This is a genomic window from Nostoc sp. (assembly GCF_036917775.1).
Taxonomy (GTDB): domain Bacteria; phylum Cyanobacteriota; class Cyanobacteriia; order Cyanobacteriales; family Nostocaceae; genus Nostoc.
Window position 1 is genome coordinate 18009 of the sequence record NZ_JBALEQ010000023.1, and the last position, 23199, is coordinate 41207.

The 23199-nt window shown below is 41.8% G+C and carries 23 protein-coding genes; 12 read left to right on the plus strand and 11 right to left on the minus strand.

Annotation, left to right across the window (positions count from 1 at the left end; all coding sequences use genetic code 11):
- Nucleotides 1-14 precede the first annotated feature (14 nt).
- The gene (gene nadD / locus V7K69_RS03650) at nt 15-641 is read right to left on the minus strand and encodes a nicotinate (nicotinamide) nucleotide adenylyltransferase (protein WP_335031506.1); all 627 of its coding nucleotides are present in this window, start codon (nt 639-641) and stop codon (nt 15-17) included.
- Nucleotides 642-1044: 403 nt separating this feature from the next.
- Between nadD and murC the strand changes: the two genes are divergently transcribed.
- From murC to V7K69_RS03670, 4 genes are all read left to right on the plus strand, one after another.
- The gene (murC, locus tag V7K69_RS03655) at nt 1045-2490 is read left to right on the plus strand and encodes a UDP-N-acetylmuramate--L-alanine ligase (protein WP_335031508.1); all 1446 of its coding nucleotides are present in this window, start codon (nt 1045-1047) and stop codon (nt 2488-2490) included.
- Nucleotides 2491-2614: 124 nt separating this feature from the next.
- Nucleotides 2615-3616: a UDP-N-acetylmuramate dehydrogenase gene (murB, locus tag V7K69_RS03660; RefSeq protein WP_179071853.1), complete on the plus strand. Its 1002-nt coding sequence runs from the start codon at nt 2615-2617 to the stop codon at nt 3614-3616.
- 181 nt (nt 3617-3797) lie between these two features.
- On the plus strand, nt 3798-4145 hold the full coding sequence (locus tag V7K69_RS03665) for a YbaB/EbfC family nucleoid-associated protein (protein WP_012407253.1): 348 nt from the start codon (nt 3798-3800) through the stop codon (nt 4143-4145).
- Between the two features lie 176 nt (nt 4146-4321).
- Nucleotides 4322-4801 (plus strand): low molecular weight protein-tyrosine-phosphatase, encoded by a 480-nt coding sequence (locus V7K69_RS03670; protein WP_335031558.1) that lies wholly within the window; start codon nt 4322-4324, stop codon nt 4799-4801.
- Between the two features lie 27 nt (nt 4802-4828).
- Here the strand turns inward: V7K69_RS03670 and V7K69_RS03675 are convergent, their stop codons facing one another.
- Complete coding sequence (locus V7K69_RS03675; protein WP_335031511.1) at nt 4829-5512, minus strand: response regulator transcription factor; 684 nt, start codon at nt 5510-5512, stop codon at nt 4829-4831.
- Nucleotides 5513-6206: 694 nt separating this feature from the next.
- Here V7K69_RS03675 and smpB point away from each other — a divergent pair.
- Complete coding sequence (smpB, locus tag V7K69_RS03680; protein WP_012407256.1) at nt 6207-6674, plus strand: SsrA-binding protein SmpB; 468 nt, start codon at nt 6207-6209, stop codon at nt 6672-6674.
- 182 nt (nt 6675-6856) lie between these two features.
- The gene (locus V7K69_RS03685; RefSeq protein ID WP_335031513.1) at nt 6857-7141 is read left to right on the plus strand and encodes a WGxxGxxG family protein; all 285 of its coding nucleotides are present in this window, start codon (nt 6857-6859) and stop codon (nt 7139-7141) included.
- A gap of 63 nt (nt 7142-7204) precedes the next feature.
- Here V7K69_RS03685 and V7K69_RS03690 read toward each other — a convergent pair whose 3' ends face one another.
- Together V7K69_RS03690 and V7K69_RS03695 are read right to left on the minus strand one after the other, a co-directional pair.
- The gene (locus V7K69_RS03690; RefSeq protein ID WP_335031515.1) at nt 7205-8623 is read right to left on the minus strand and encodes an IctB family putative bicarbonate transporter; all 1419 of its coding nucleotides are present in this window, start codon (nt 8621-8623) and stop codon (nt 7205-7207) included.
- A gap of 195 nt (nt 8624-8818) precedes the next feature.
- Nucleotides 8819-10372 carry a GAF domain-containing sensor histidine kinase gene (locus V7K69_RS03695; protein ID WP_335031560.1) on the minus strand — a complete coding sequence of 518 codons (1554 nt, stop codon included), beginning with the start codon at nt 10370-10372 and terminating at the stop codon, nt 8819-8821.
- Between the two features lie 559 nt (nt 10373-10931).
- Here V7K69_RS03695 and V7K69_RS03700 point away from each other — a divergent pair.
- The 5 genes from V7K69_RS03700 (at nt 10932) to V7K69_RS03720 (ending at nt 18177) form a co-directional block, all read left to right on the plus strand.
- On the plus strand, nt 10932-12116 hold the full coding sequence (locus V7K69_RS03700; RefSeq protein WP_442936114.1) for a DegT/DnrJ/EryC1/StrS family aminotransferase: 1185 nt from the start codon (nt 10932-10934) through the stop codon (nt 12114-12116).
- A gap of 108 nt (nt 12117-12224) precedes the next feature.
- A complete protein-coding gene (crtB, locus tag V7K69_RS03705; RefSeq protein ID WP_335031519.1) occupies nt 12225-13118 on the plus strand; it encodes a cyanoexosortase B in 894 nt (297 codons plus the stop codon).
- 229 nt (nt 13119-13347) lie between these two features.
- Nucleotides 13348-14073, plus strand: coding sequence for a cyanoexosortase B system-associated protein (locus V7K69_RS03710; RefSeq protein WP_335031520.1), 726 nt, complete (start codon nt 13348-13350; stop codon nt 14071-14073).
- 360 nt (nt 14074-14433) lie between these two features.
- Nucleotides 14434-15798, plus strand: coding sequence for a polysaccharide biosynthesis/export family protein (locus tag V7K69_RS03715; RefSeq protein ID WP_335031522.1), 1365 nt, complete (start codon nt 14434-14436; stop codon nt 15796-15798).
- 204 nt (nt 15799-16002) lie between these two features.
- Nucleotides 16003-18177, plus strand: a complete 2175-nt coding sequence (locus V7K69_RS03720) for a GumC family protein (protein ID WP_335031524.1) — start codon at nt 16003-16005, stop codon at nt 18175-18177.
- Nucleotides 18178-18291: 114 nt separating this feature from the next.
- Here V7K69_RS03720 and V7K69_RS03725 read toward each other — a convergent pair whose 3' ends face one another.
- The 3 genes from V7K69_RS03725 to V7K69_RS03735 form a co-directional block, all read right to left on the minus strand.
- Entirely contained in the window at nt 18292-18963 is a 672-nt protein-coding gene (locus tag V7K69_RS03725; protein WP_335031526.1) for a rhomboid family intramembrane serine protease, read from the minus strand.
- Nucleotides 18964-19083: 120 nt separating this feature from the next.
- Nucleotides 19084-19803, minus strand: a complete 720-nt coding sequence (locus tag V7K69_RS03730; RefSeq protein ID WP_335031528.1) for a rhomboid family intramembrane serine protease — start codon at nt 19801-19803, stop codon at nt 19084-19086.
- Between the two features lie 127 nt (nt 19804-19930).
- Nucleotides 19931-20410, minus strand: a complete 480-nt coding sequence (locus V7K69_RS03735) for an MEKHLA domain-containing protein (protein WP_335031530.1) — start codon at nt 20408-20410, stop codon at nt 19931-19933.
- A 156-nt stretch (nt 20411-20566) separates the two neighbouring features.
- Between V7K69_RS03735 and V7K69_RS03740 the strand changes: the two genes are divergently transcribed.
- Entirely contained in the window at nt 20567-21187 is a 621-nt protein-coding gene (locus V7K69_RS03740) for a tetratricopeptide repeat protein (RefSeq protein WP_335031532.1), read from the plus strand.
- Nucleotides 21188-21190: 3 nt separating this feature from the next.
- Here V7K69_RS03740 and V7K69_RS03745 read toward each other — a convergent pair whose 3' ends face one another.
- From V7K69_RS03745 to vapB, 4 genes are all read right to left on the minus strand, one after another.
- A complete protein-coding gene (locus V7K69_RS03745; protein ID WP_335031534.1) occupies nt 21191-21787 on the minus strand; it encodes a hypothetical protein in 597 nt (198 codons plus the stop codon).
- 129 nt (nt 21788-21916) lie between these two features.
- Nucleotides 21917-22498 (minus strand): Uma2 family endonuclease, encoded by a 582-nt coding sequence (locus V7K69_RS03750; protein ID WP_335031536.1) that lies wholly within the window; start codon nt 22496-22498, stop codon nt 21917-21919.
- Between the two features lie 66 nt (nt 22499-22564).
- Entirely contained in the window at nt 22565-22948 is a 384-nt protein-coding gene (locus tag V7K69_RS03755; RefSeq protein ID WP_335031539.1) for a type II toxin-antitoxin system VapC family toxin, read from the minus strand.
- Nucleotides 22945-23175, minus strand: coding sequence for a type II toxin-antitoxin system VapB family antitoxin (gene vapB / locus V7K69_RS03760; protein ID WP_335031541.1), 231 nt, complete (start codon nt 23173-23175; stop codon nt 22945-22947). The genes V7K69_RS03755 and vapB overlap by 4 nt, the downstream gene beginning before the upstream one ends.
- Nucleotides 23176-23199: the final 24 nt, after the last annotated feature.

Genomic DNA, 23199 nt, shown 5'->3' on the forward strand with positions numbered 1-23199 from the left:
AAAAAACACATAATTTATTCAGATTTGTTCGAGTAGAAACTGTTGTTAGTAATATATGATCTGACCGTTTCCGGTACTAAATAACGAATTGACTGGTGTTCACGACACAATTTGCGAATTAAACTTGACGAAACTCCGACTATTGGTATATTCAAGAGTTTCCAGTAAATGGTAAACGACTGCTCCTTTAGTTGTTGATCCACTTGCTTGCAGATTAATTTGCTTTGAGTTATAGTCTCACCACCTAGCAGTCGGGGTGCGATTAACCAATCACACATTTGTGCTAGTTCGTGTCCACGGTACCAACGAGGTAAGGTTTGGAAAGTATCCAAGCCCACAATCCAGTACCAGTGAGTATTTGGGTAACAAGCAGATAAGTCAATCAGAGTGTCAATGGCGTATGAAGTCCCAGAGCGATTTGCCTCCACTAGGGAGACAGTAAACGCTGGGTTATCTTTTATGGCTAATTGCAGCATTTTGACGCGATGCTCAAACAAAGCTGCTTCTTTATGAGGAGGATTTAGAGATGGCACCCAAATTACCTTTTCAAGAGATACTTCTTGCATTGCTGTCTCGGCGACAAGCAGGTGTCCCCAGTGAATTGGATCAAATGTGCCACCAAAAATTGCTAGTTGCTGCATCCAGTTATGCCTGGGTTTTATGCAATTGAAAATTAGTTTCATTACCAATGTACTATTGTAGTCAATTCACGGCTAAACTTGATGCAATTTCAAATCAGTTTCACTAAACAATGTATTATGTAGCCAATTCCAGTAAGGTAGACAAAAATATGTATTTGACATTACAAGAATTTCTTTCCCGATGTAGCCAAAATTTTCAGAATAATCTTAACAACAGTTCAGAAATAGTAAAAACCTCCAACCAAGGTAAAATCATTCTGAACACGCAAAACCAGACCAGAAACAACATCTGGGCATTAAACATAAATACGATATAGGAGTAGTTACGGTAAAAATCAAATTCCTGTTATGATACGCGTGTCATTTGTGATTATGGTGTGGTGTGGTGTAAGAGGAGCAATAAATGACTAATTCTGTAGATTTTAGTGGTAGACCATTTCATTTTATTGGCATCGGCGGCATAGGTATGTCTGCTCTGGCATACGTTCTCGCCAAGCGTCATTTTCCAGTCTCAGGTTCGGATCTTCGTCCAAACCACATGACGCACAAATTGGAATCTATCGGTGCCCATATTTTTGGTAGACAAGAGGCAAGTAATCTCGAATTCTTTCGTCCTCAAGTATTAAATTCACAAGAACAATTACCTGCTGACACTAAGTCAAAATTACCTCAAGTCATTTGTTCAACAGCAATTAACACTAATAATTTAGAATACAAAGCAGCGTTGGAATTAGGTTGTCCAATTTTGCATCGTTCAGATGTACTAGCTGCTTTAATTTCCGATTACTACAGTATTGCAGTAGCAGGAACACACGGCAAAACTACAACCAGTAGCATGATTGGTTATATGCTTCTAGAAGCAGGTCTAGACCCAACGATTTTAGTAGGTGGTGAAGTCAATGCCTGGTCTGGTAATGCTCGATTGGGACAAAGCCAATATTTGGTAGCCGAAGCAGACGAATCTGATGGTTCTTTGGTAAAACACGCTCCAGAAATTGGCATCATCACCAATATTGAACTCGATCATCCTGACCATTACGATACATTAGAAGAAGTAATTGACATCTTCCAGACATTTGCTAAGGGTTGTAAAACTTTAATAGGTAGTATTGACTGTGCGACAGTGCGCGATCGCTTACAACCCACAATCAGCTACAGCTTACACTCAGATACCGACGCTGACTACACCGTTACTAATATTGATTATCGTGCTGATGGTACCACGGCTCTAGTTTGGGAAAGAGGCAAAGCCTTGGGCGTGTTGAAGTTGCGGTTGCTCAGTCGGCACAATCTTAGCAATGCTCTCGCAGCAGTAGCTGTTGGTCGCGTCTTGGGCTTAGAATTTGGAGCGATCGCCAAAGGTATTGCAACCTTTGAAGGAGCAAGACGACGCTTTGAGCTGCGGGGTGAAGTTGATGGTATTACCTTCATTGATGACTATGCTCATCATCCTAGCGAGATTCGCGTTACTCTCGCCGCCGCACGTTTACAGGCAAGACCAGGACAAAGAGTGGTTGCTATCTTCCAACCCCATCGCTATAGCCGAACACTGACCTTTTTAGAAGAATTTGCCGAGTCCTTCACCCATGCTGATTTGGTTGTGCTGACTGATATTTACAGTGCAGGCGAACCCAACTTAGGGCAAATTACTGGTGAACAGCTAGCAGCGGAAATTGCTAAACAGCATTCTCTTGTCGTTTATCAACCAACTTTACCCTCAGTGCGTGAGTACTTGTTAAAAACATTACGCCCAGGAGACTTGGCGCTGTTTTTAGGAGCTGGGAACTTGAATCAGGTGATTCCTGAAGTAATTACTGCACTTTGCGAACCTGCTAAAGCCACATCTTAAGTGGAGACTTTGCAAAGTTTCGTTTCTGAGCAAAGCGCCCGTCTAGCAACGGTTCCATCTATGAACTCTATTACCGTATCTTTGCGGTAAATTAATGTAAAAATTTTACCAATATAAAGTAAAAATGACCATTTCCCAGGCAGCTGGAAACGTCTGCACAGTTTCTGCTTTGAATACAAAGAAACATCAAACAACTAATTCGGTGGATAGTGAAGTAATTTACTTACCAAATACTGATTGTGCAATCAAGCCCCAGGCTTGCTTGTCAGCTTTTACTTCCTATAGGGTTGGAGGAGCAGCTGATTTGTATGTTGCCCCCCGAAACTTAGAAGCACTGCAAGCCAGTCTTAAATACGCAAAAGAACGTGATTTAAAGGTGACAACACTGGGAGCCGGTTCTAACCTCCTGGTGAGCGATGGCGGTATATCAGGCTTAGTCATTGCGACTCGTCACCTCCGCTTCAGCAACTTTGACCCCCAAACTGGTCAATTAACCGTTGCTGCCGGAGAATCAATTCCCAGTTTGGCATGGGCCGCAGCAGAATTAGGATGGCAAGGATTGGAGTGGGCTGTTGGTATCCCTGGAACAGCCGGAGGTGCTGTGGTGATGAATGCAGGGGCACATAATAGCTGTATCGCAGATATGTTAGTGAGTGCCGAGGTACTTTCACCCAATGGGACGCTAGAAACTCTAACGCCGGAACAGTTAGGTTATAGCTATCGGACTTCATTATTGCAAGGTGGCGATCGCATAGTCACCCAAGCCACCTTACAACTCGCGCCAGGTGCAGACCCAGCAAAAGTTGTAGCAATCACCAAAGAACACAAAAAGCATCGCTTAAGCACCCAACCATACAACTTCCCCAGTTGTGGGAGTGTGTTCCGCAATCCCAAACCTTACAGTGCTGGCTGGTTAATCGAACAAACTGGACTCAAAGGCTACCAAATTGGTGGAGCGCAAGTAGCACTACTCCATGCTAATTTCATCGTTAACCGGGGTGGAGCTAAAGCTAGTGACATCTTCTGTCTCATTCGCCACATCCAACATCAGGTGCAAGAACGTTGGTCTATTAATTTAGAGCCAGAAGTCAAAATGCTTGGAGAGTTTCAAGGTGCTTGTGGATAAAGAATGGGGAATGGGGAATAGTAAAGATGATACTGTAAAGAAGAACAATTGATAACCAATGCCCAATTCCCAATTCCCAATTCCCCGATGCATTAATTATTGGTAAAAAAAGAGGCAAATTACTTACCGCATCTATAATTGAATTTGATTTGTTATTCAACGCACAAGCGTACAAATAATTATGACAGGAAAAGGACAGGGATTTGGCTTTGGCTTAGGAAAAATGAAGGAACTAGCCGATGCTTTTAAGAAAGCACAGCAAGTTCAAGAAGGTGCAAAGCGACTCCAAGAAGAATTGGAGCAAATGGAGATTCTAGGAGAATCTGGCGGTGGTCTGGTGAAGGTGATTGTCAGTGGGAACCAAGAACCCAAGCGGGTAGAAATCTCTCCAGATGCTCTTGCAGAGGGTGCAGAAGTACTTTCCGATCTCGTGACGGTGGCAATGAAAGAAGCCTACAACAAGTCCACAGCAACAATGCGGGAACGCATGGAAGAATTAACCAGTGGCTTGGAGTTACCTGGATTTTAGTCATTGGTCATTAGTCATTGGTGAGCCAGTGCGGTCTTCTCCCAAAGGGAGGGGCTAGCACCAAGGGGGGTTTTCCCCATGAGCAACTGGTGTTAGCGACGCAGGAGGGTCACCCAAAGGGTCATTAGTCAAAAGACAAAGGACAAATGACTATTGACAGAGGACAAAAAATATCTATGCCTTACAAGTTGCTATTTGTCTGCTTAGGTAACATCTGCCGATCGCCATCGGCAGAAAACATAATGAATCATCTAATTGAGCAGGCAGGCTTGAGCGATGCCATCATCTGTGATTCAGCTGGTACATCTAGTTATCACGTGGGTAGCCCACCTGACAGACGCATGAGTGCTGCGGCTGCTACAAAGTTGGGAATTAAACTACGTGGTCAAGCACGCCAGTTTCAAAAGTCAGACTTTCAAGACTTTGATTTAATTTTGGCGATGGATCAAGAAAATTATGATAATATCCTCGCTCTTGATCGCACTGAGCAATATCAGCATAAAGTGCGTTTGATGTGTGAGTTTTGCTCTCGACACACCTTAAAGGAAGTTCCAGATCCTTACTACGGTGGTCAAGACGGATTTAATCAGGTTATTGATTTACTGATTGATGCTTGTGAAGGTCTGCTCACAAAAGTTAAAAGTGAAGAGTTCTGAGTTTTAATTCCTAACTCCTCGCCTTTTTTATTCGACTAAACCATGCTTCATAGCAAAACGCACTAATTCTGCTCGGTTGCTGGTTGAGGTTTTTCTCAATAAACTGCTAACGTACTTTTCCACTGTGCGAGGACTCAGGTGTAGCTGATGACCCATATCGGCATTAGACAAACCATGAGTCAATAACTCTAAGACTTCTTGTTCTCTATGAGTTAACGATGAGTCTAAGTGGGATGTCTGAATTTTAGTAGATAGAGAATTATGGGCATCCCCCGGTTTTGTAAAGCCGGAAATGCCCAAACTTTCTTTATGAGAAAAGCGATACTCCGATTGAATAATTTGCGATCGCTCCAAAAGATTGCGGATTGCTGCTGCTAACTCTTCCAACTCAAATGGTTTGGGTAAGTATAAATCGCACCCTGACTGATAGCCCAGAATTCTTTCCTGGGTCTTAGTCCGGGCTGTTAATAAAATTACAGGTAATAAGCGAAACATTGGTTGTTGACGCACCCTACGCACCAGTTCGTAGCCATTCATCTGTGGCATGATGATATCCGTGACAATCAAATCAGGATTATACTCATCCACCATGAACAAAGCCTCTTGACCGTCATTAGCCGTGATTACACAGTAGCCAGACAGTTCAAGATAGTCACTAACAGACAGACGAGTGCCCAAATCATCATCCACTACAAGGATAGTCAAGGGCATGGACAATACACCCCTAGCATTTTTTTTACTCAGAAATTTGCTTTTACGCGCTTCATAGTTGAACACTGGCAAGAATAGTGTTCTTATGTTTCATACTATGACAGGATTACCAGGTAATGACTGCCTTCAGGGTTGATTTATAAAGAAAATCTTAAATCTTTTGGAAGGTAAATTAGGTGGAACTCACCTCATAACTCCCTCAGCTCAGGAAGCATAGAGAGCTTTTTAATTTATAACAACTCATTAATAAGACAGAGCATATTTTTATTATAGTATAAATTATTATTAACTTTATCAGTAATTTACCAAAATATAAGTTAATCAGCTATGAGTGAAATAAGTTTGTAGAGATGGCTTCAGCCCTCTCTATAAATAGCGTCTTGTAGCAAGATACCCAACAAGCTATACTACAAACCTTTAATTATTTACGCCGATTTACTTACCAAGTCTTTGTGAAACTGGACAAAATTAAGCTTGGTAAAACTTGAGGTGTAATCCCCAAGTACTGGATAAACCTCAGATGTAATCAATATCAGGTAACTTAAAATTACCAGAAAACTCTTAATTGTGAACTTAGAAAAGCTAAATTAGTGATATGAAGTTCAATATTTATAGCGGTTATAATGAATACCCTATAATTTGCAAGGCAATCCAAATAATTTTTTAGGTACATTTAAAACGCACAAAATTATCAATGAGCGACAAGAACGAAGGTTACAAAGTTATTGCTGACAACCGTCAAGCCCGTTATTTGTATGAAATTCTGGAAACTTACGAAGCCGGAATTGAGTTGACAGGAACCGAGGTTAAGTCAATTCGTGCGGGTAAAGTCAATCTCCAAGATGGCTATGCTTTGCTTCGCAATGGCGAAGCATGGTTGATCAATATTCATATCTCGCCCTACAACGCCAGTGGACAATATTTTAATCATGAACCACGTCGGACACGAAAGCTGCTGTTGCATCGTCAAGAACTCCGCAAGCTAATTGGTAAAGTAGAACAGCAAGGTCTAACTTTAATCCCTTTGAAAATGTATCTCAAACGGGGCTGGGTAAAAGTGAGTATAGCTCTTGGCAAAGGTAAAAAGCTCCACGATAAGCGAGAAGACCTGAAACGACGGCAAGATCAGCGTGACATTCAACGTGCAATGAAAAGCTATTAAGGATAATTGTGGTTCAAACTACCACACTAGAGTGAGAAACAGATTGCTCTGAAAACCATGTTGTATGTCCATAGCGTGACTTATAAAAAGCCCTAGTTTATAGCCGCAGATTGATTTTATTAAGTTTGGGAATCGATACAGTGGTGAGTAACTTCGGATGGCATAAGGAATTGTCACAACTTATGAAAAGTAATTTCATTACAGCTGTTGGCGCAGGCGTTCTCACCTTGAGTCTGGGAATTTTACCCTTAACTCTATCCGCACAAGCTCAGACGACAACGACAACTGATCCCGGAGCCAATACTGCTCCCAGAACGACCACTTCCGATCGCAACGATTTTGATTGGGGTTGGCTAGGATTACTTGGTTTATTCGGTCTAGCTGGTTTGGCTGGTAAAAAGCGTGATCACGAAGCGACTGCTTATCGCGACCCTAATGCCCCAGGTGCCACTACTTACAGGGATTAGACAATTCAAAATTGATTCATTTGTCAGTTGTTCAGTAGAAAAACAACTGACAATTTGTTTATGTTAGTTTACTGTTGGTTCTGGGTTAGATAAATTAGTCTGGTTTTGAGTTAAAGGTGTCCAGTAGCTGGCAATTAAAGCAACTATGAGCCACCAGAGGGTATTGACTTCAGGACGATACCAGACAGTATCTACAGTACCGTGAGCTAGCATACCCAACAAAATAGCGATCGCTCCAATTAACCAAAATCCCTCTACACTTCTCAATCGTCGCAATCGTCGTACTTGCAAAAGCGCCGTATTAAATGTAACGATTATTAGCCAGAGAAAGCAGGCTAAACCAACAAACCCAGTTTCTACAGTCACTTCAAACAAAATCGAATAAGCACTTAAAGCAGTGTATCGAGGATGTTGGTAGAGCGGATAAACTTTATTAAAAGAGTTGTGACCGGGGCCAATGCCAAAAATTGGGCGATCGCGAATCATCTCAAAGACAGCATCCCACACATTTCGACGAAAATTATTACTGCTATCTTGACGGTCAGCAAAAATACTGAAAACCCGCAGGCGAACTGGCTCTACAAATATCACTGCTAAGAGTAATATCCCGATTAAACCTCCTAAGACAATAGGCAGCGACCAAGTACGCCAAAAAGGAGGCATTTCCACACTCTTCCAAAAAACTAGCAATGCCATCACAGCCAAAACTGCCACTACTAGTCCAATCCAACCGCCACGACTAAAAGTCAGGATCAGGCAGGCAGTATTGACAATCAACATTGTTAATGCTAGAGCCTTTTTAGGCCAGCTTTGCCATGCAAAAATTGCCACCAAGCTAAAAATTACTGCTGGTAAGAGGTATCCAGCCAATAAGTTGGGATTTCCTAAATAACTGTAGACCCTTGTAGTCTTAGACAGAGGAGATTCCGGATCAACCCAAGTTGCCAGTGCTGTGGCTCCAAAAAACCATTGCCGCAATCCATAGACACTGACAATTAAGGATATGTGCAGATAAAGGGTGAGAATCCAAGACCGGAGGCGAGGCGACCTTAATACCCTGGCACAAAGGGCAAATAGTAGCAAATACAAGGTCAACGTTCCCAAGTCATTAAGTGCCGCTTTTTTCACAGGTGATAATGCTGTTGCGATTACAGCAATTCCCCAGTAGAGCAATACCAGTAGATGAATGGGAGTGACTGATGAGACATTTGCTGGTGTGACTTCATCAGATAAAGTCAACAACAGCCAAAATCCCACACAAGCCACTAGCAAAAAACCTACCAAAGTACTCGAAGCAAAAGGTGCAAGGGCATATATTGAGCTGAGTAATACAGCTGCGATCGCATCTCCCCACTGAATCAAGACGCTGGTTTGCCGCCAAGACCTTAACAGTCCTACCAGAGAACGGTGTACGTAACTGGTAGCAAGATATTCTTTGAGCGGTAAAGATGATAAAGTAAATAGTTGCCAGACTAAATTCATAAAAAACATTGCGATCAATTAGCCTGCCGACGCAGAACTTGGATTTGATCATAATGCCTATGGCTATAAAAAGGTAATAACGTAGTTTGTAAATTAGTAATGACGCTTTTAATTCATATACTTACTACATAACAAAGGATGAATTTGTTTTTCCCTATTCCCTATCACCTGTAATCTGTTCTCTACCGGCTGTGATTAGACATCACTAATTGCTTGTGAGGGAGTTGCCAGTTGTAGTGGCAAAGAAAGCACATAACGATATCCTGATTCTGGTGAACCTTGAATCAAAATTTGTCCAGAGTGCAACTCTGCCAGTTGACAACTTAGCAATAGACCCAAGCTTTCACGAGAAAGGCTTCCATGTAATTTAGCTAAATTTAGACCGGAACTCGCAGCAAGAAAATTGGAGTGAGAATCACTCAGGCTTGTGGAATTTTCCACTGCTACTGATGAAGTCTCTAGTTGCTGTTGTCCTTCTGTATGAGTATTGTAAGTTGCTACCTCACCGGTTAACTCTAGCAGCGACAAAGAATTGAGACGGAAGTAGGGGTCAACCTCAGTAATGCCGTCCCCTAACCAGGGATGAGAAACCCAAATAGTAATGTTGAGCGTATCTTCCTTGTAAGAAACATGGATGCGAACAATGCTACCTGTAGCCGAAAGTTGAATCACACTGAAAACCAGGTGATATAACATTTGCCGCACCTTGTCTTTATCTAAAGGCCAAATGCGATTACGTCCCGGTTCTATAGAGAGGCGAATGTCTTGCTCACGGCGATTAGCCACTTCTTCAAGGGTATTGATGGCTTGTTGGCATAGCATTTCAATATCCACAGGAGCTAAATTCAGTACAGTTGAGTTGTCATCCATAGCTCCTAGTTCGGTAATTTCGTTTACTAGGGAAAGTAAATACCGACCACTATGTTGGATAATTTCTAAATATTCTCTTTGCTTAGTCGTCAAAGGCCCATAAATTTCACGTCCTAAAACACTAGCCATACCAAGTACAGATGTTAAAGGCGTGCGTAACTCCTGAGTTAACTGACCCAAAAGTTCCAGTTTCAGTTGCTTGGTAGAAACAGAATCGCTATCTTGAGTGGGTGCGGTGATTTTAATTTCAGTGTTACGTTCGTCATTAAGTGAAAATATAGGAGCAGTCTTGAGAGTGGTTGATTCGAGTTTGCCTTGCAAAAGTCGGTTACGCTCAAATTCACTCATGCTCCAACGAGCAATGATTTGTAAAAACTCAATATCTCGGGTTGTAAAATTGCGCGGCACTAAATCCATCACTGCCAACGCACCCAAACAATGTCCCTCAGCATCAATGAGTGGCGCTCCTAAGTAAGCACGAATACCATAATCCTGCACCAGCTTGCTGCTAACAAGTACTGGGTCTGTAAGTTTATGTGTATCATTAATTACAAATATTTGAAGACTCTCGACAACCTGAGTGCAGAACGATTCCCTGCGTGACAGTTGGCGGCTTTGTGCCAAATTATTCATTAGCCCCAGCCTAGATAAGCCCACTGCTGACTTGAACCAGTGACGTTCTTGATCCACAAATCCCAATATGGAAATTGGTGCTTCCAAAAAGTGGGCAGCAGTCTGTGTGGCTTCTTCAAAAACCGGAATCGTTTCGGGTTGCCGCAAACCTAAATCGGACAAAGCTTTGAGGCGTTGCTGTTCTCTTGATTCATGAGAATCCCAACCATCCTTTAGGGCAAATAATTTGTTTTCAGGCTCTACCATTGCCACTGCTACCTTAATAATTTCTCTATCGTGTAATTGATCCAAGTCCTATTTCTAGGTTATCAATTGCTATTTTTAAGCATTCCCTAATTTTGCCTCTGACAAACAAATTTAGGGCAAAATTTTTTTCTCCCTTCCATTAACTCGGCAATGCGGTATGCACAAGTTGCTAATTACTGGTGCTAGATATTCTTTATTTAGTACTGGTGTAGTCTTTATTGCTTAGGATTTTACAGTCAGATTGCGTTAGATTTGGATTCAGCCAGGGTAAGCTAACCCTAAGGATACAATACCAAGGAGCTGTCATTCTTTATGTACAGAAGGAAAAATTATTACTAAAAATTCTAAGTAAATTAACTTAAAAAAATATAATGGGGTAACTTTTATAGCAGTTATTACTTATAACAGCTAGCACTCATGGCTGACAATCCTAGATAGTTTATATAAGTCTCGATCGAATAGATTGAACCTATTACAATTTCACACTGAAAATTGTTTAGGCTTTTTTATTTTTTCCATTTGAGGAAATCTTTTTTGAGGACAACTACTAATGAATAAAATGGCTGTTAGAGTTCCTTTTGTAGACCTGAAGTTGCAACACGAACCAATTCAAATGCAATTGCAATATGCAATCCAATCTGTATTGGAACAGGGAGATTTTATTTTAGGGCAAGCACTCTCAGATTTTGAAGCAGCATTTGCGGCAGTATCGGGGGCAGCTTATGGTGTTGGTGTTGCATCAGGAACAGATGCGATCGCTCTCGGATTGCAAGCTTGTAATATTGGTGCTGGCGATGAGGTAATTTTACCAGCCAACACTTTTATCGCAACCTTGATTGGGGTTATCCACGCTGGCGCGAAGCCAATTCTGGTAGATTGCGATCGCCAAACAGCTTTAATTGATTTAGAGGCCGCAGCAAAGGCAATTACGCCTCAGACTAAAGCAATTATTCCTGTACATCTCTATGGACAAATGGTATCGCCACGTGAACTCATCAAATTTGCTGATACCTACAAACTACTAATTTTTGAAGATGCCGCCCAAGCGCACCTTGCCCAAAGAGACGGATATCACGCTGGTTCAGTAGGCATAGCAGCAGCTTTTAGTTTTTATCCCAGCAAAAATTTGGGAGCATTTGGGGATGGGGGAATGCTGCTGACACGAGATTCAGATGTCGCCCAGAAGATGGGGCGTTTGCGAAATTATGGTGCATCGCAAAAGTATTTTCATACTGAACCCGGTACGAATAGCCGCTTGGATACTTTACAAGCAGCTATTTTGCACCAAAAATTACCATATTTGCCACAGTGGAATCGCGATCGCTTGACTATTGCCCAGCAGTATGATCTTGAACTAGCACCTTTGGCAACTACTGGCATTATTCCTATGGAAAACCAAAGTGATACAGGACACGTTTATCATCTTTATGTCATTAAAGTTGATGATTCTTGCCCAATAGAACGCCAGCAACTCCAAGAAAAACTCACGGACGTGGGAATTCAAACTGGCATTCACTACCCAATTCCTTGTCATCTCCAGCCAGCATTCAGCAATTTAGGCTATCAGCCGGGAGATTTTCCCCAAGCAGAAAAACTATCACAGCAAATATTATCATTACCGATGTATCCTGGTTTGAGCAGTAGCCAAGTTAAAGAAGTTGTAGCTGCGATCGCTCATGCAGTCTCAACAACTTCTAAGGTAGATAAAACCTCCAATGCTGACCTTGACAGCGTGGTAGCCTAAAGTTAATTCATACTATAAGATATTTGTCATTTGTCATTGGTCATTTGTCATTTGCAAATAACGAATGCCCAATGCCCGATGCCTGATGCCCAATGACCAATAAAAATTATGGCACTCCAGCAACAGATTAAAAAAGGAAACGCCTCAGACTTATTGAATCTAGCGATTATAGGCGTTTTACTGCTGCTTTACGCGCCTATATTGCTACACTGGTTGGATGGTTGGCTGAACAAAAATATCAGTACAGAACACGAATATTTCAGCCACGGGATTATTGGTTTACCATTTGCGGCTTATCTAGGTTGGATGAACCGGAAAAAGTGGACACGTTTACCAGATACCACACATCCATTGAGCGCTGTTTTATTGTTACTGGGGGCAGTATTTTATCTTAGTGGTGTTACAGAGTGGGTTAACCTTTCCTTGCCCGTTATCTTGGCAGGATTATGTTTGTGGTTTAAAGGCATAGCAGGTTTGCGATCGCAAGGATTCCCTCTGTTACTGGTATTTTTAGCCACGCCGACAGCAGCACCCTATCTCATTGCCCCCTATACCTTTCCTCTGCAAAGCTTCATCGCTGGTACGGCAGGTTTCATATTGAATCAATTTGGTATGGACGTAACAGTAAATGAAATTAATCTCTACGTGGGAGGACGCATTGTAGAAGTTGCCCCCTATTGTGCAGGGTTGAAAATGTTGTTCACGACTCTCTACGTTGGCTTGATGCTGCTTTATTGGACAGATGGTTTATCTTCACGGCGCACAACCATATCGTTTTTATCTCTTGCTGCGATCGTTAGTACTACTGCCAATATCATTCGTAACACTTTACTGACTTTCTTTCACGGCACAGGTCAAGAAGCAGCTTTTAAATGGCTACATGAAGGTTGGGGTGGTGACTTATACTCTGCTTGTATGCTGGTGTCATTAGTGCCCCTACTAAATTGGATTAACAACTATTTTTCAGCATCTCTAGAAACTGAGCAAGAAACAGAAAGTTAGAACTATTGGGCATTGGGTATTGGACATAGGTTATTAACCCGGATTTCTCACGATACTGTAGGCAGAGGAGTGTGGGGAGTGTGCGGGGTCAGATTTCTTCCCCATCCTCCCACACCTCCCACACTCCTTCTGCCTCCCCTGCTCCCTCTTAATCTACTCATAAATATTACTGAACTCACGGTGTGATTTTATAAAGTAAAATTTTGCCTAAGTATCACAAATTTTACTGATGATTTCATTCTCCAAGTTTTTCAAAGAAAACCAATTTAGTCAGGTAGCAGCACTTTTGTTATTGCTACTACTGCTAGCAATAGGAGGGATTCCCGGATATCTAACAGGACATTGGCAATGGAAACAGCCGCTACCTGTTACCAACCTCCAGGAGTTAAAACAGATCCGCAACACTGGGTTAGCCCTTCCTGGTTGGCAAACTATTGAACAATCAGAACAGCAAATCGGCGAACATAAATGGTCTTTACAGGTAATTAAAAAAGAAGGTTCCCAGTCTCAGGCAATCCTGCTTTTGTTACCGCAAAATGGGCCTATGGATCAACCAGAGGTAGAGTGGACAGATGTTAACGGCTGGGGAAGATCGCGCTGGGGAAAGTGGGATATAGCGCAATCTCGTTCTGCCGAATTTACTGTGAAACAGTCTGAAAAGTTGGCTTCTAATGTTGTTGAAACTAAAGTAGAAGCTAGGTTCTTTCGTGCCGCCACACCACAGCAAACCTTCGCTGTCTTGCAATGGTACGCCATGCCAGACGGCGGAAATCCATCACCTTTCCATTGGTTCTTGGCAGATCAAGTGGCCCAGTGGCGCAAGCAACGTATTCCCTGGGTAAGCGTGAGCATTCTGATCCCGATGGAACCTTTAGGGCAGGTAGAAACATCTTGGTCTTTAGCCAAGTCTATAGGGGAAACAGTGCAAAGTACATTGATGGCAGGCCCTTTATAAAGTCTCTGATGAATGCCTTTGTGCAGAGATTCATCAGAAGTAAGTAAGTTGGTAGAAATAAACTAAATTATGTTATGAAACGTAAATAGTCTTAAAGTCCTTACTAATAACCAATGACAAAGGACAAATGACAGCCCTTGCTAGTTAGCTTTAATTGCGCCAACCTACTTATCTTTATAAATTGCATTCAGCCTAAAAGTTAGCCACAAGATGTTAATAATATGAAGTTAGTATTTAAATTTAGTAAAGTTCTTCTCTTTTTCTTGGTAAATACTTGCAGACTCCAGAGACATTGGGGACATTTATAGAGTAAAATAACGACTCGGCGCGAATAATTTTCATATCATTTTTTCTGCACCGATGTTCATAGATCCCACTTCTTATATGCGTGCATTCAGCGCCTTTTGTTTTGTTAGTCTTCAAGTAGGAGTTTTTTTAACAACACCTATCCAACTTGTCGTTGCCCAGCCTTTTCCATCTCAAGGACAATCACCAAGGCAACCTCCCTCGCCTGTGCCAGGTACTGAGACTGAGGTTATACCTACAGGTCCAAATGACGAAACTTCCAGCCAACTCAGTCGCTATCTCTTGGGGCCAGGAGATGCAGTCGGCGTTGTGCTTCAGCGTCCTCCAGGCCCATACCGCTTAGGCATAGGAGATGGAATTAGCGTTTCGGTTCAGCGCTTTCCAGATTTGAGTTTTCAAGCTTCAATCAACCCAGAAGGTAACATTGTAGTACCCCTACTAGGAACAGTCTCTTTACAAGGTTTAACTTTAGAAGAAGCTCAAGAAAAAATTCGCTTGGGTTTAAATCGTTATGTTGTCGATCCAGTAATAGTTTTAGCCTTAGCAGCGCAGCGTCAAGACTTAAGTTTTCAAGCTGTAATTAGTCCCGAAGGCACCATCGTAGTACCGCAAGTAGGAACGGTGTCATTACAAGGTTTAACTTTAGAAGAAGCTCAAGAAAAAATTCGCTTGGGTTTAAGTCGCTTTTTCCCAGATCCAATCATAGTAGTATCTTTGGCAGGGGCGCGACCAGTTCAAGTTACCGTTAGTGGAGAAATATTCAGACCAGGAATTTATCCGATTAATTCAGCCACACCCCGCGTTGCTGATGCGTTGCTAATATCTGGGGGTTCAACGTTAAATGCAGACCTGCGACAAATACAAGTACGCCGCAAGTTAATTGATGGTTCTGTGATTTCACAAACTATTGACTTATATGCAGCACTGCAAAATGGCGGTTCAATCCCTAATTTACGCTTACAAGACGGAGATGCGATACTCGTCCCCCGTCGTGAAGTTGGTAATGATGATGGTTATGACCGCAATTTGGTAGCACGTTCATCCTTAGCCACACCACAGATTAGAGTCCGGGTTTTAAACTACGCTGCGGGAGGTCTCTCTATTCAAGCACTGCCTAATGGCAGTACGTTTGTAGATGCTTTGGGAGGAGTAAATCTTGATACTGCTAATCTCCGAGATATCGCTCTGGTTCGCTTTGATCCTGAACAAGGTAAAGCTGTTACCCAGAAACTTGATGCTAAAAAAGCTCTAGGAGGCGATGCGTCTCAAAATGTGGCGCTTCAAGATAATGATGTTATTGTTGTTGGTCGTAACCTCATAGGTAGAATTACTAATTTCCTAACTACCATTACCCAACCTTTCTTCAACGTTCAATCCTTTCTCCGGTTTTTTGACAACTTCGGTGGCGGGTCAAATTAGTAACTCTAAAAGAAGGATACAATCTGGAAATAGTTGGGAGTGTAGGAAGCCACATCTCCAACTGGTCTTTGAATTCGTGAATGTAAAAATATTAAACATATCAACCAATATATAGTATGAAGTTGATAGCGTTCTTTTATCAAAACCACTATCTTTAGTTTGGTGCTTCCTAAATTTTGAATTTTGAATTGGAGCGAAGCGACCATGACCCCACCAATTGTTAAGCGCTATCTTATTGCTTTTGATAAGTACAAGTGGATTGGACTAGCTAGTTTTGGTCTAGTTATAGTAGGGTCAACTGTGGTAGCTATGCAACCAGAGCCACCTACTAGCTACATAGCATCTGCCGCACTTACCTATAGTGGCCCACCAGTTTCTTTTTCTGCAACTGGTACTGAAATCCAACAACAAGGAAAAGAACTGAATCAGGAAGTTTTACTCTCCAACCAGATAATTGCAGCAGTGGCAGAAAAAGTTGGTGTCAAACCGACAAAGCTGGGTAACAGTGTTGTGCTTTCTGTTCCTAAAAAAAACGCCAGGACTGGAGAATTGGAATCTAGTATTTTGGAATTGAAATATGTAGATACCGATCCCAAACGAGGTATACAGGTCTTGGCGGAATTGATGCAAGCAATGATCAAGTTGAGCAGTGATATCAATACTGGGCGATTACAAGCAATTATTGAAAAGATTAACGATCGCGTACCACAAGCTAAACGAGAGTTGCAGGTTGCTGAAAAGAAGTTAGAACAGTACGATCGCATCGAACGAACAGCAATATTAGCCGCCGAGAATGGCAGCTTGTTAAGCGCTGTTACTGCTAGCCAAAATCTGCAACGGCAGATGCAATTGACTATTTCTGGGGTTGATGGTCAAATTCGCAGTTTACAAAATAAGTTAGGCTTAACAGTCGGACAGGCTTATGTTTCTTCGGCTTTGAGTGCCGATCCAATTATTGGTAACTTACGAGCGCAAATTTATCAAAGTGAGTCGCAAATCGCCGTACTCAAAAAGGATTTGCGACCAGAACACCCAACGATGGTTCAGCTAATGCGTCAGAAACAAGCTGCTGAAGAATTACTGCAACAACGTGCATCTGAGGTATTAGGTGGAGATGGGACGGCGGCTCCGCTTCAGGGTAGCGTTGCCGGGATTCGCACCCAAAGCAGCTTAGATCCAGCCCGCCAGCAATTGGCAAACCAAATGGTGTCTTTGCAAACCCAACGGGAGACGCTGCAACAACAATTAGTTCAAGAGATCCAACAAGAAGCACGACTACGGCAAGAGTATTCTCTGATACCCAATAAGCAATTAGAGCGATCGCGTTTAGAACAGGAGGTTGCCCTCAAAAAATCCATCTACGACCAAATGCAGGTGAAGCTAACCGATGCTAAAACCGCAGAGGCAGAAACTACTAGCAGCCTCAGTATTGCCAGGCGGCCTACGGCTGCTGCCGACATCAAACCTCCGAAGAGTGTACCTATTACCCTTGCTGTGGGCGGTTTCTTAGGTGTGGTGATTGGTGGTGGGGTGATATTTTTGTTGGGAGCGCTGGAAGGGACTTTCAAAACCAGAGAGGATATTCGTGAGAGCCTCAAGCAACGGGAAGTGGCAGTGTTGGGAGAATTGCCTTTAATGCCAGTGGATGATTTGGATAAAGAAGCAGTACCAGTGGTCATTTCTGCTGATTCTCCTTATTTAGAATTTTATGAGAAATTCCGCAGTAATCTGCGCCGGATAGGTGGTAGAAACTTAAAAGTGGTGTTGATTACTAGCACCAGTAGCTTAGAGGGTAAGACGGCAAGTGCTTATAACTTGGGTATAGCTTCTGCCCGTGCTGGTAAAAGAACCTTGATTATCGAAACAGATTTGCGATCGCCTTCGCGTTCAACATCCCTGAAAGTAATTCCTGATCCCGATGCCACAATTGAACCCCTTCGTTATTACGCTAACTTAAGTGAATGTATCCGTTTAGTTCCTGATGTAGAAAATTTATACATTCTTCCAAGTCCTGGCCCTGTACGCCAATCTGCTGCTATTCTGGAATCTAGCGAAATGCGGCGGCTGATAGAGGATGTCCGCGAACGCTTTGATCTAGTTATTTTAGACACTAGCCCACTCAGCATCTCCAACGATCCTCTTTTAATCCAACCTTACAGTGATGGGATCGTATTAGTGACACGGCCACACTACACACAAGAGAATATGTTAGGTGAAGCTGTTGATCAATTGGTAGAAGCTGAACTGGGGTTGTTAGGAGCAATTATTAATGGTGCTGATATCATTGTTTCTGTACCTGAAGAAGTTGCACAATCATCAACATTTACATCTGAGGTAGAAGAATCAGAAGAAGTTTCAGCAGCTGCTAGCAAAAACTAATATCCCAATCGGGAAATTTCAATGTTGTATGGGCGCTTGGCATTCTTACTGGATAAGTAAGCAAAGGTTAACGCAGAGGTTTATAGCTATGAATTTAGACAGAAAATGCTGTATTTAGTCCTGCCTAAACAACCCAAACACGGGAGCAAGAATTACCCCAAAAACAAAACCCCCGATATGCGCCCAGTAAGCAACTCCACCGGTTTGTACAGTCATGTGAGCGGCTGTTTGTAAGGTAGCAAGACCAGATATAACATTCTGCACAAAGAAAAGTCCAATTATCACTAGTGCTGGAATTCTGATTGTGGTGATGAAAATCCCCAAAAAAACTAAGGTCATGACTTTAGCGTGGGGAAAGCGGATGATGTACGCACCCAAAACCCCAGAAATTGCACCACTTGCCCCCAAGGAAGGAATCTCAGAATTCATACCAATAAACCATTGGCATAAGGCAGCTAAAGCACCACACGCCAAATAAAAAATTAGATATTTGGCATGACCTAATCGATCTTCAATATTGTTGCCAAAAACCCAGAGGAACAACATATTTGAAATTAAGTGCCACCAACCACCGTGTAAAAATTGCGACGTAAATAATGTTATCCACTCTCCATTCAAATTGGTGGTTAACTCTTGAGGTACTACCGCATACTGATTTAAAAACTGACTCAATTGTGCATTTGACAGGCTCACCTCGTGAAGAAAAACTACAATATTTATGCCAATTAACCCGTAGGTGAAATACGGGGTGATTCGCGTCGGATTTTCGTCGTAGAGGGGAAACACAGATGTTTTTCCTAAATATATTTGCTAATTGCAATATAGCTTGTAAGGCAAGCAGTTGCGAAGCTTAAGAAATGTCGCCTAATTAAATCAATCAGTCTGATTGATAGTTCCAATAACAAATTACTTATACCAAGATTCTTCCTGTGATTTATCGTTAAACAAACCCAACAGAGGGCCGAGAATTGCCCCAAAGATAAACCCACCGGCATGGGCCCAGTAGGCAATACCGCCGCTTTCCATACCGATGTTAGTACGTGTTTCGAGACTAGCAAGCCCGTAGAAAGCTTGTTCAAGAAACCAAAATCCCAAAAAGAAATATGCCGGGACACGGAAAGTTGGGAAGAAAATTCCTAATGGCACTATGCCGAGAACTTCAGCATTGGGAAAGCGGAGAATGTATGCTCCGAGAATGCCTGCGATCGCACCACTCGCACCCAAAGATGGAATGCTAGAATCTTGAGCGAAGAACCACTGTGTTAATGCTGCCAAAACACCGCAAGATAAATAAAACAGTAAATATTTGGCATGACCTAACTTATCTTCAACGTTGTTACCAAAAATCCAAAGAAACAGCATATTACCTGCTAAGTGCAAGAAACCACCATGCAAGAATTGCGAGGTAATCAAAGTTGCCCATTCTGGTACTGGTTGATGTACAGAGATACCACCAAAGCTGAGGGTGAGTTCTCGTGGAACTACAGCCGCAAGGTGTAAAAATCCATTTAATGCTTGTGGGGGAAGACTTGCTTCATAAAGAAAAGCGAGGACGTTGGCAGCAATCAGCCCATAAGTAACATAGGGCGTGATTGTTGTCGGATTATTATCTCTAATGGGAACCACGGGCGTTTTTTCCTGATTTTAAGATACAAACCCTACAATACTGAATCTTGTAAGTAGTTTCTTCTACCTCGTGGATGGATCTCGCTTTGATAGTTGAGATTTATTGTAGGAGTTACCCTGAAGCAGTTCATACGATAAATTTCCAGTTAGAAAAGAAAGCAGCTTGACCACACTGCTGATTGTGTTCATCTAAAACGTTCCATAGGATAGTATCTTCTATGTAGAAACGTTTACCAGTCCTAGAAGTACGGATACCGGAGTAATTCTTGATGAAGCCTTTAGTTGCTGCTTCTGATAATAAGCGATCGCGTTCTTCCTGTACTACCTCTTCAGCTGATTTTCGGGAAGGCAGTCTGGTAAATTCTTCCCAAGAAAGCTCCCATAATTCCAATGCTTTGCGATTCCCATAGTTGAAAATTGGGTCTGACTCAGTGCCGTGAGAAACTAATACAAAAGGTGCTTCAAATAATAGTTGTGCTATTTCCTGGGGTACACCATTTACATCCAACAAAAAATTTCCCGTCCAATGATGAAAACTCTTTATTAGGCATTGACTATGGTGAATAATTGCCTCTTGCTGCCAGGGAAATTCGATAATGCTGGTCATGAAAAAATTAATATGTGGCATCAAAATTATGACATTAAACAGTTTTTTTAAGTTAACGCTTCAGAAAATCAGCAACGCATAATATTTGGAAGATTGACATACTCTCCTCAAAGCTGAAAATATGTTAGTTAATTCTCTATATAGGCTTGGCAACTCATGCTTTTTTCAAATTCTCTGGAAAATCAACTCCAGCGCTGGAACGAAATCATTCGTAATCAGCCAGAAAATCCTAACGCTTATATTCGTCGGGGTATGGTTAACTTTCAACTGGCAAAAATTGATGAATCTATTCAAGATTTCGACATAGCAGAGCAATTAGATGCCAGTATTAAACCGTACCTTTGGCAACGTGGATTATCGTACTATTATGCAGAAAGATTTGCTGAGGGCGCTGAACAATTTGAAATAGATTTGACTGTGAATGCTCAAGATGTAGAAGAAACAGTATGGCGATATCTCTGCATAGCTCGTTCATTAGGTGTTGAAGAGGCACGTAAATCTTTACTAACTGTGAAAAATGACCCTCGACGCATTATGCAGCGCATATATGATTTTTATGCGGGAAATTGTACACCAGATGATGTTTTAACTGTTGGTCAATCAGAAGGGATAAAGGGAAATTTTTACAGTCATCTTTACTTGGGATTATATTACGAAGTCGAGAATAATATTGGTTTAGCTCAGGAATATATAGTTAAAGCTGCTGATAATTACAAAATTGATGATTATATGTGGTACTTGGCGGAGGTACATAAAAAATTACGAGAGTGGATATAGTGCTTATAGCGACAGATATTGCCCTCTTCGACGAATATTTACTATACCATGCACAATTCCTAACACTGCACCGATGTAAAGTCCAATATGGATTCCCCAAACTAACATAAATCTGGAAACTTCTGGTGGCTGAACGACTGGCGTAATCTGATCGGCAAAGAAGGGAAATTGAAAATAATAGAATATGAATCCTGTGATCTGAGCAACTAGAATTGCCCAAATAATGGGATACCGCGCCATTTTAAGTAATTGACGATAAGACAAAGGTAACTTTCGTCTCTGATTAACCAAGAGAAATATGCCGTAACTTAAAAAACCAGCAAAAAACCCTGCTTGAAATCCAACCTCACTGACTTCCCAGCGAAAACTAGAACCATAAGGAACATTTTTAAAGTAATAAAAGTAAGCGGGTGAGAGAGTACAAGTAATCTGATCATTAACAATACCAAACCCAGCACCAATTAAACCGGAGACGATCAAAAACGAATATTCCCGAAGTTTTGTCGGTTTTGTTGGATTACGCCAGTAGTCTACCGCTACAACCAAACTCATCAGCAAAAACAAAATCAGCAGTCGATATTGATATGGAATACTTTGCATAAGACAACTGGTTTAATCCAAAATTAGCCTTTTAGGAAGTGTAACTATTTACAACTTCTTCAGAATTTTCACCATTGTATGCGAATCATTTGTGGAGATAGCGTGAAATTCAAAGATTAACTTATCATGTCAATTTTCGGTTGCTTCAGTTTCAAACTGCACTTGGCGGTACAAATTAGCGATCGCAATTTCTACATCCACCGATTCTAGCCGCAATATATCGCCCAAATTATACTCCGACAGCACCCATTTTCCCTGTTCGTTGCGCCGAAACACTTCTACAATCGGTTGAGCTACTTGTACTAAGACATATTCTTGCAAGGTTGGAGATTGGCGATATTTGGCAAATTTTTTTCCCCTATCGGCTGCTTCTGTTGAAGGTGATAGCACTTCGATAATTAAGCAGGGAAATTGTACTAATTGTGGATCAGTGTCTCGCTCATCGCAAGTTACCACCACATCTGGATAAAAATACTTTTGCCCCGGTTCTACCTGCACCTTTACATCTACAATGTACACTTCGCAGGTGCGCTCGGCTAGGGCATCATCTAAAAGCTTAAAGAAATTTGCAGAAATCCGATTATGGTTGCGTGTAGCACCACTCATCATCACAACTTCGCCATCCCAATACTCGTAGCGTTCTTCTTGGGTAGGTTCCCAAACTAGATATTCCTCTGCACTCATCAAAATGTTGTCGGGTAAAGCAACCATTGGCGCGATCTCTTAATGATTCACTTGATTTAGGATAGCAAAAAGGGGCGTTCTCTTTTGGTATGACTATTCCCACATCCTCTGAACAGAATAAGCATCGAATTTTTTATCCCTGCTAATAATAACTAAGCAGTGATCGATAGCCTGTGCAATCAATATTCGGTCAAATGGATCGCCATGATGTAGCGGAAGATTCCGAACTTGAACTGTATCGGCAAAAGATATCGGAAGTATGAGAATATCTGAAGCGTCGATCGCAGAACCTATTGTTTCATAGCTCCGTTGAAGCGATAATTTACCAAGGTTCAACTTGATGGCAATTTCCCAAAGACTAGCGATACTGAGATAAACGGTATCTGCCGTATTGATCGATCTCCTGAGATTTGGAAGGCTGGAGTTATTTTCAGTTAACCAGATAAAAGCATGAGTATCTAAACGGAAACCACTCATTCCATATATTCCTTAAAAACTTCCAGAGGTTCATCAAAATCATCAGGCAAAGGTAAAACAAAAGTCCCTTCTAAGATGCCAGATCGACGCTTTTTTTGTTGTAAACTTTCCTGAAAAACAGTTTTTGAATAATTCTCAACTAAATATTTGGCATAATGCAAGAGTTCTTGTTTAAGTGGCTCTGGCATTTGATCTAGTGTTTGTAAAATTTCTGCATCAATAGCCATGATTTCTCCTGAGAGGTTCTCCTA

What these genes read in the sequence shown, in the direction of transcription:
- nadD (WP_335031506.1), bottom strand. Translation starts at nt 641, where the DNA reads ATGCAGCAACTAGCAATTTTTGGTGGCACATTTGATCCAATTCACTGG.
- murC (WP_335031508.1), top strand. Translation starts at nt 1,045, where the DNA reads ATGACTAATTCTGTAGATTTTAGTGGTAGACCATTTCATTTTATTGGC.
- murB (WP_179071853.1), top strand. Translation starts at nt 2,615, where the DNA reads ATGACCATTTCCCAGGCAGCTGGAAACGTCTGCACAGTTTCTGCTTTG.
- V7K69_RS03665 (WP_012407253.1), top strand. Translation starts at nt 3,798, where the DNA reads ATGACAGGAAAAGGACAGGGATTTGGCTTTGGCTTAGGAAAAATGAAG.
- V7K69_RS03670 (WP_335031558.1), top strand. Translation starts at nt 4,322, where the DNA reads ATGCCTTACAAGTTGCTATTTGTCTGCTTAGGTAACATCTGCCGATCG.
- V7K69_RS03675 (WP_335031511.1), bottom strand. Translation starts at nt 5,512, where the DNA reads ATGCCCTTGACTATCCTTGTAGTGGATGATGATTTGGGCACTCGTCTG.
- smpB (WP_012407256.1), top strand. Translation starts at nt 6,207, where the DNA reads ATGAGCGACAAGAACGAAGGTTACAAAGTTATTGCTGACAACCGTCAA.
- V7K69_RS03685 (WP_335031513.1), top strand. Translation starts at nt 6,857, where the DNA reads ATGAAAAGTAATTTCATTACAGCTGTTGGCGCAGGCGTTCTCACCTTG.
- V7K69_RS03690 (WP_335031515.1), bottom strand. Translation starts at nt 8,623, where the DNA reads ATGAATTTAGTCTGGCAACTATTTACTTTATCATCTTTACCGCTCAAA.
- V7K69_RS03695 (WP_335031560.1), bottom strand. Translation starts at nt 10,372, where the DNA reads ATGGTAGAGCCTGAAAACAAATTATTTGCCCTAAAGGATGGTTGGGAT.
- V7K69_RS03700 (WP_442936114.1), top strand. Translation starts at nt 10,932, where the DNA reads ATGGCTGTTAGAGTTCCTTTTGTAGACCTGAAGTTGCAACACGAACCA.
- crtB (WP_335031519.1), top strand. Translation starts at nt 12,225, where the DNA reads ATGGCACTCCAGCAACAGATTAAAAAAGGAAACGCCTCAGACTTATTG.
- V7K69_RS03710 (WP_335031520.1), top strand. Translation starts at nt 13,348, where the DNA reads ATGATTTCATTCTCCAAGTTTTTCAAAGAAAACCAATTTAGTCAGGTA.
- V7K69_RS03715 (WP_335031522.1), top strand. Translation starts at nt 14,434, where the DNA reads ATGTTCATAGATCCCACTTCTTATATGCGTGCATTCAGCGCCTTTTGT.
- V7K69_RS03720 (WP_335031524.1), top strand. Translation starts at nt 16,003, where the DNA reads ATGACCCCACCAATTGTTAAGCGCTATCTTATTGCTTTTGATAAGTAC.
- V7K69_RS03735 (WP_335031530.1), bottom strand. Translation starts at nt 20,410, where the DNA reads ATGACCAGCATTATCGAATTTCCCTGGCAGCAAGAGGCAATTATTCAC.
- V7K69_RS03740 (WP_335031532.1), top strand. Translation starts at nt 20,567, where the DNA reads ATGCTTTTTTCAAATTCTCTGGAAAATCAACTCCAGCGCTGGAACGAA.
- V7K69_RS03745 (WP_335031534.1), bottom strand. Translation starts at nt 21,787, where the DNA reads ATGCAAAGTATTCCATATCAATATCGACTGCTGATTTTGTTTTTGCTG.
- V7K69_RS03750 (WP_335031536.1), bottom strand. Translation starts at nt 22,498, where the DNA reads ATGGTTGCTTTACCCGACAACATTTTGATGAGTGCAGAGGAATATCTA.
- V7K69_RS03755 (WP_335031539.1), bottom strand. Translation starts at nt 22,948, where the DNA reads ATGAGTGGTTTCCGTTTAGATACTCATGCTTTTATCTGGTTAACTGAA.
- vapB (WP_335031541.1), bottom strand. Translation starts at nt 23,175, where the DNA reads ATGGCTATTGATGCAGAAATTTTACAAACACTAGATCAAATGCCAGAG.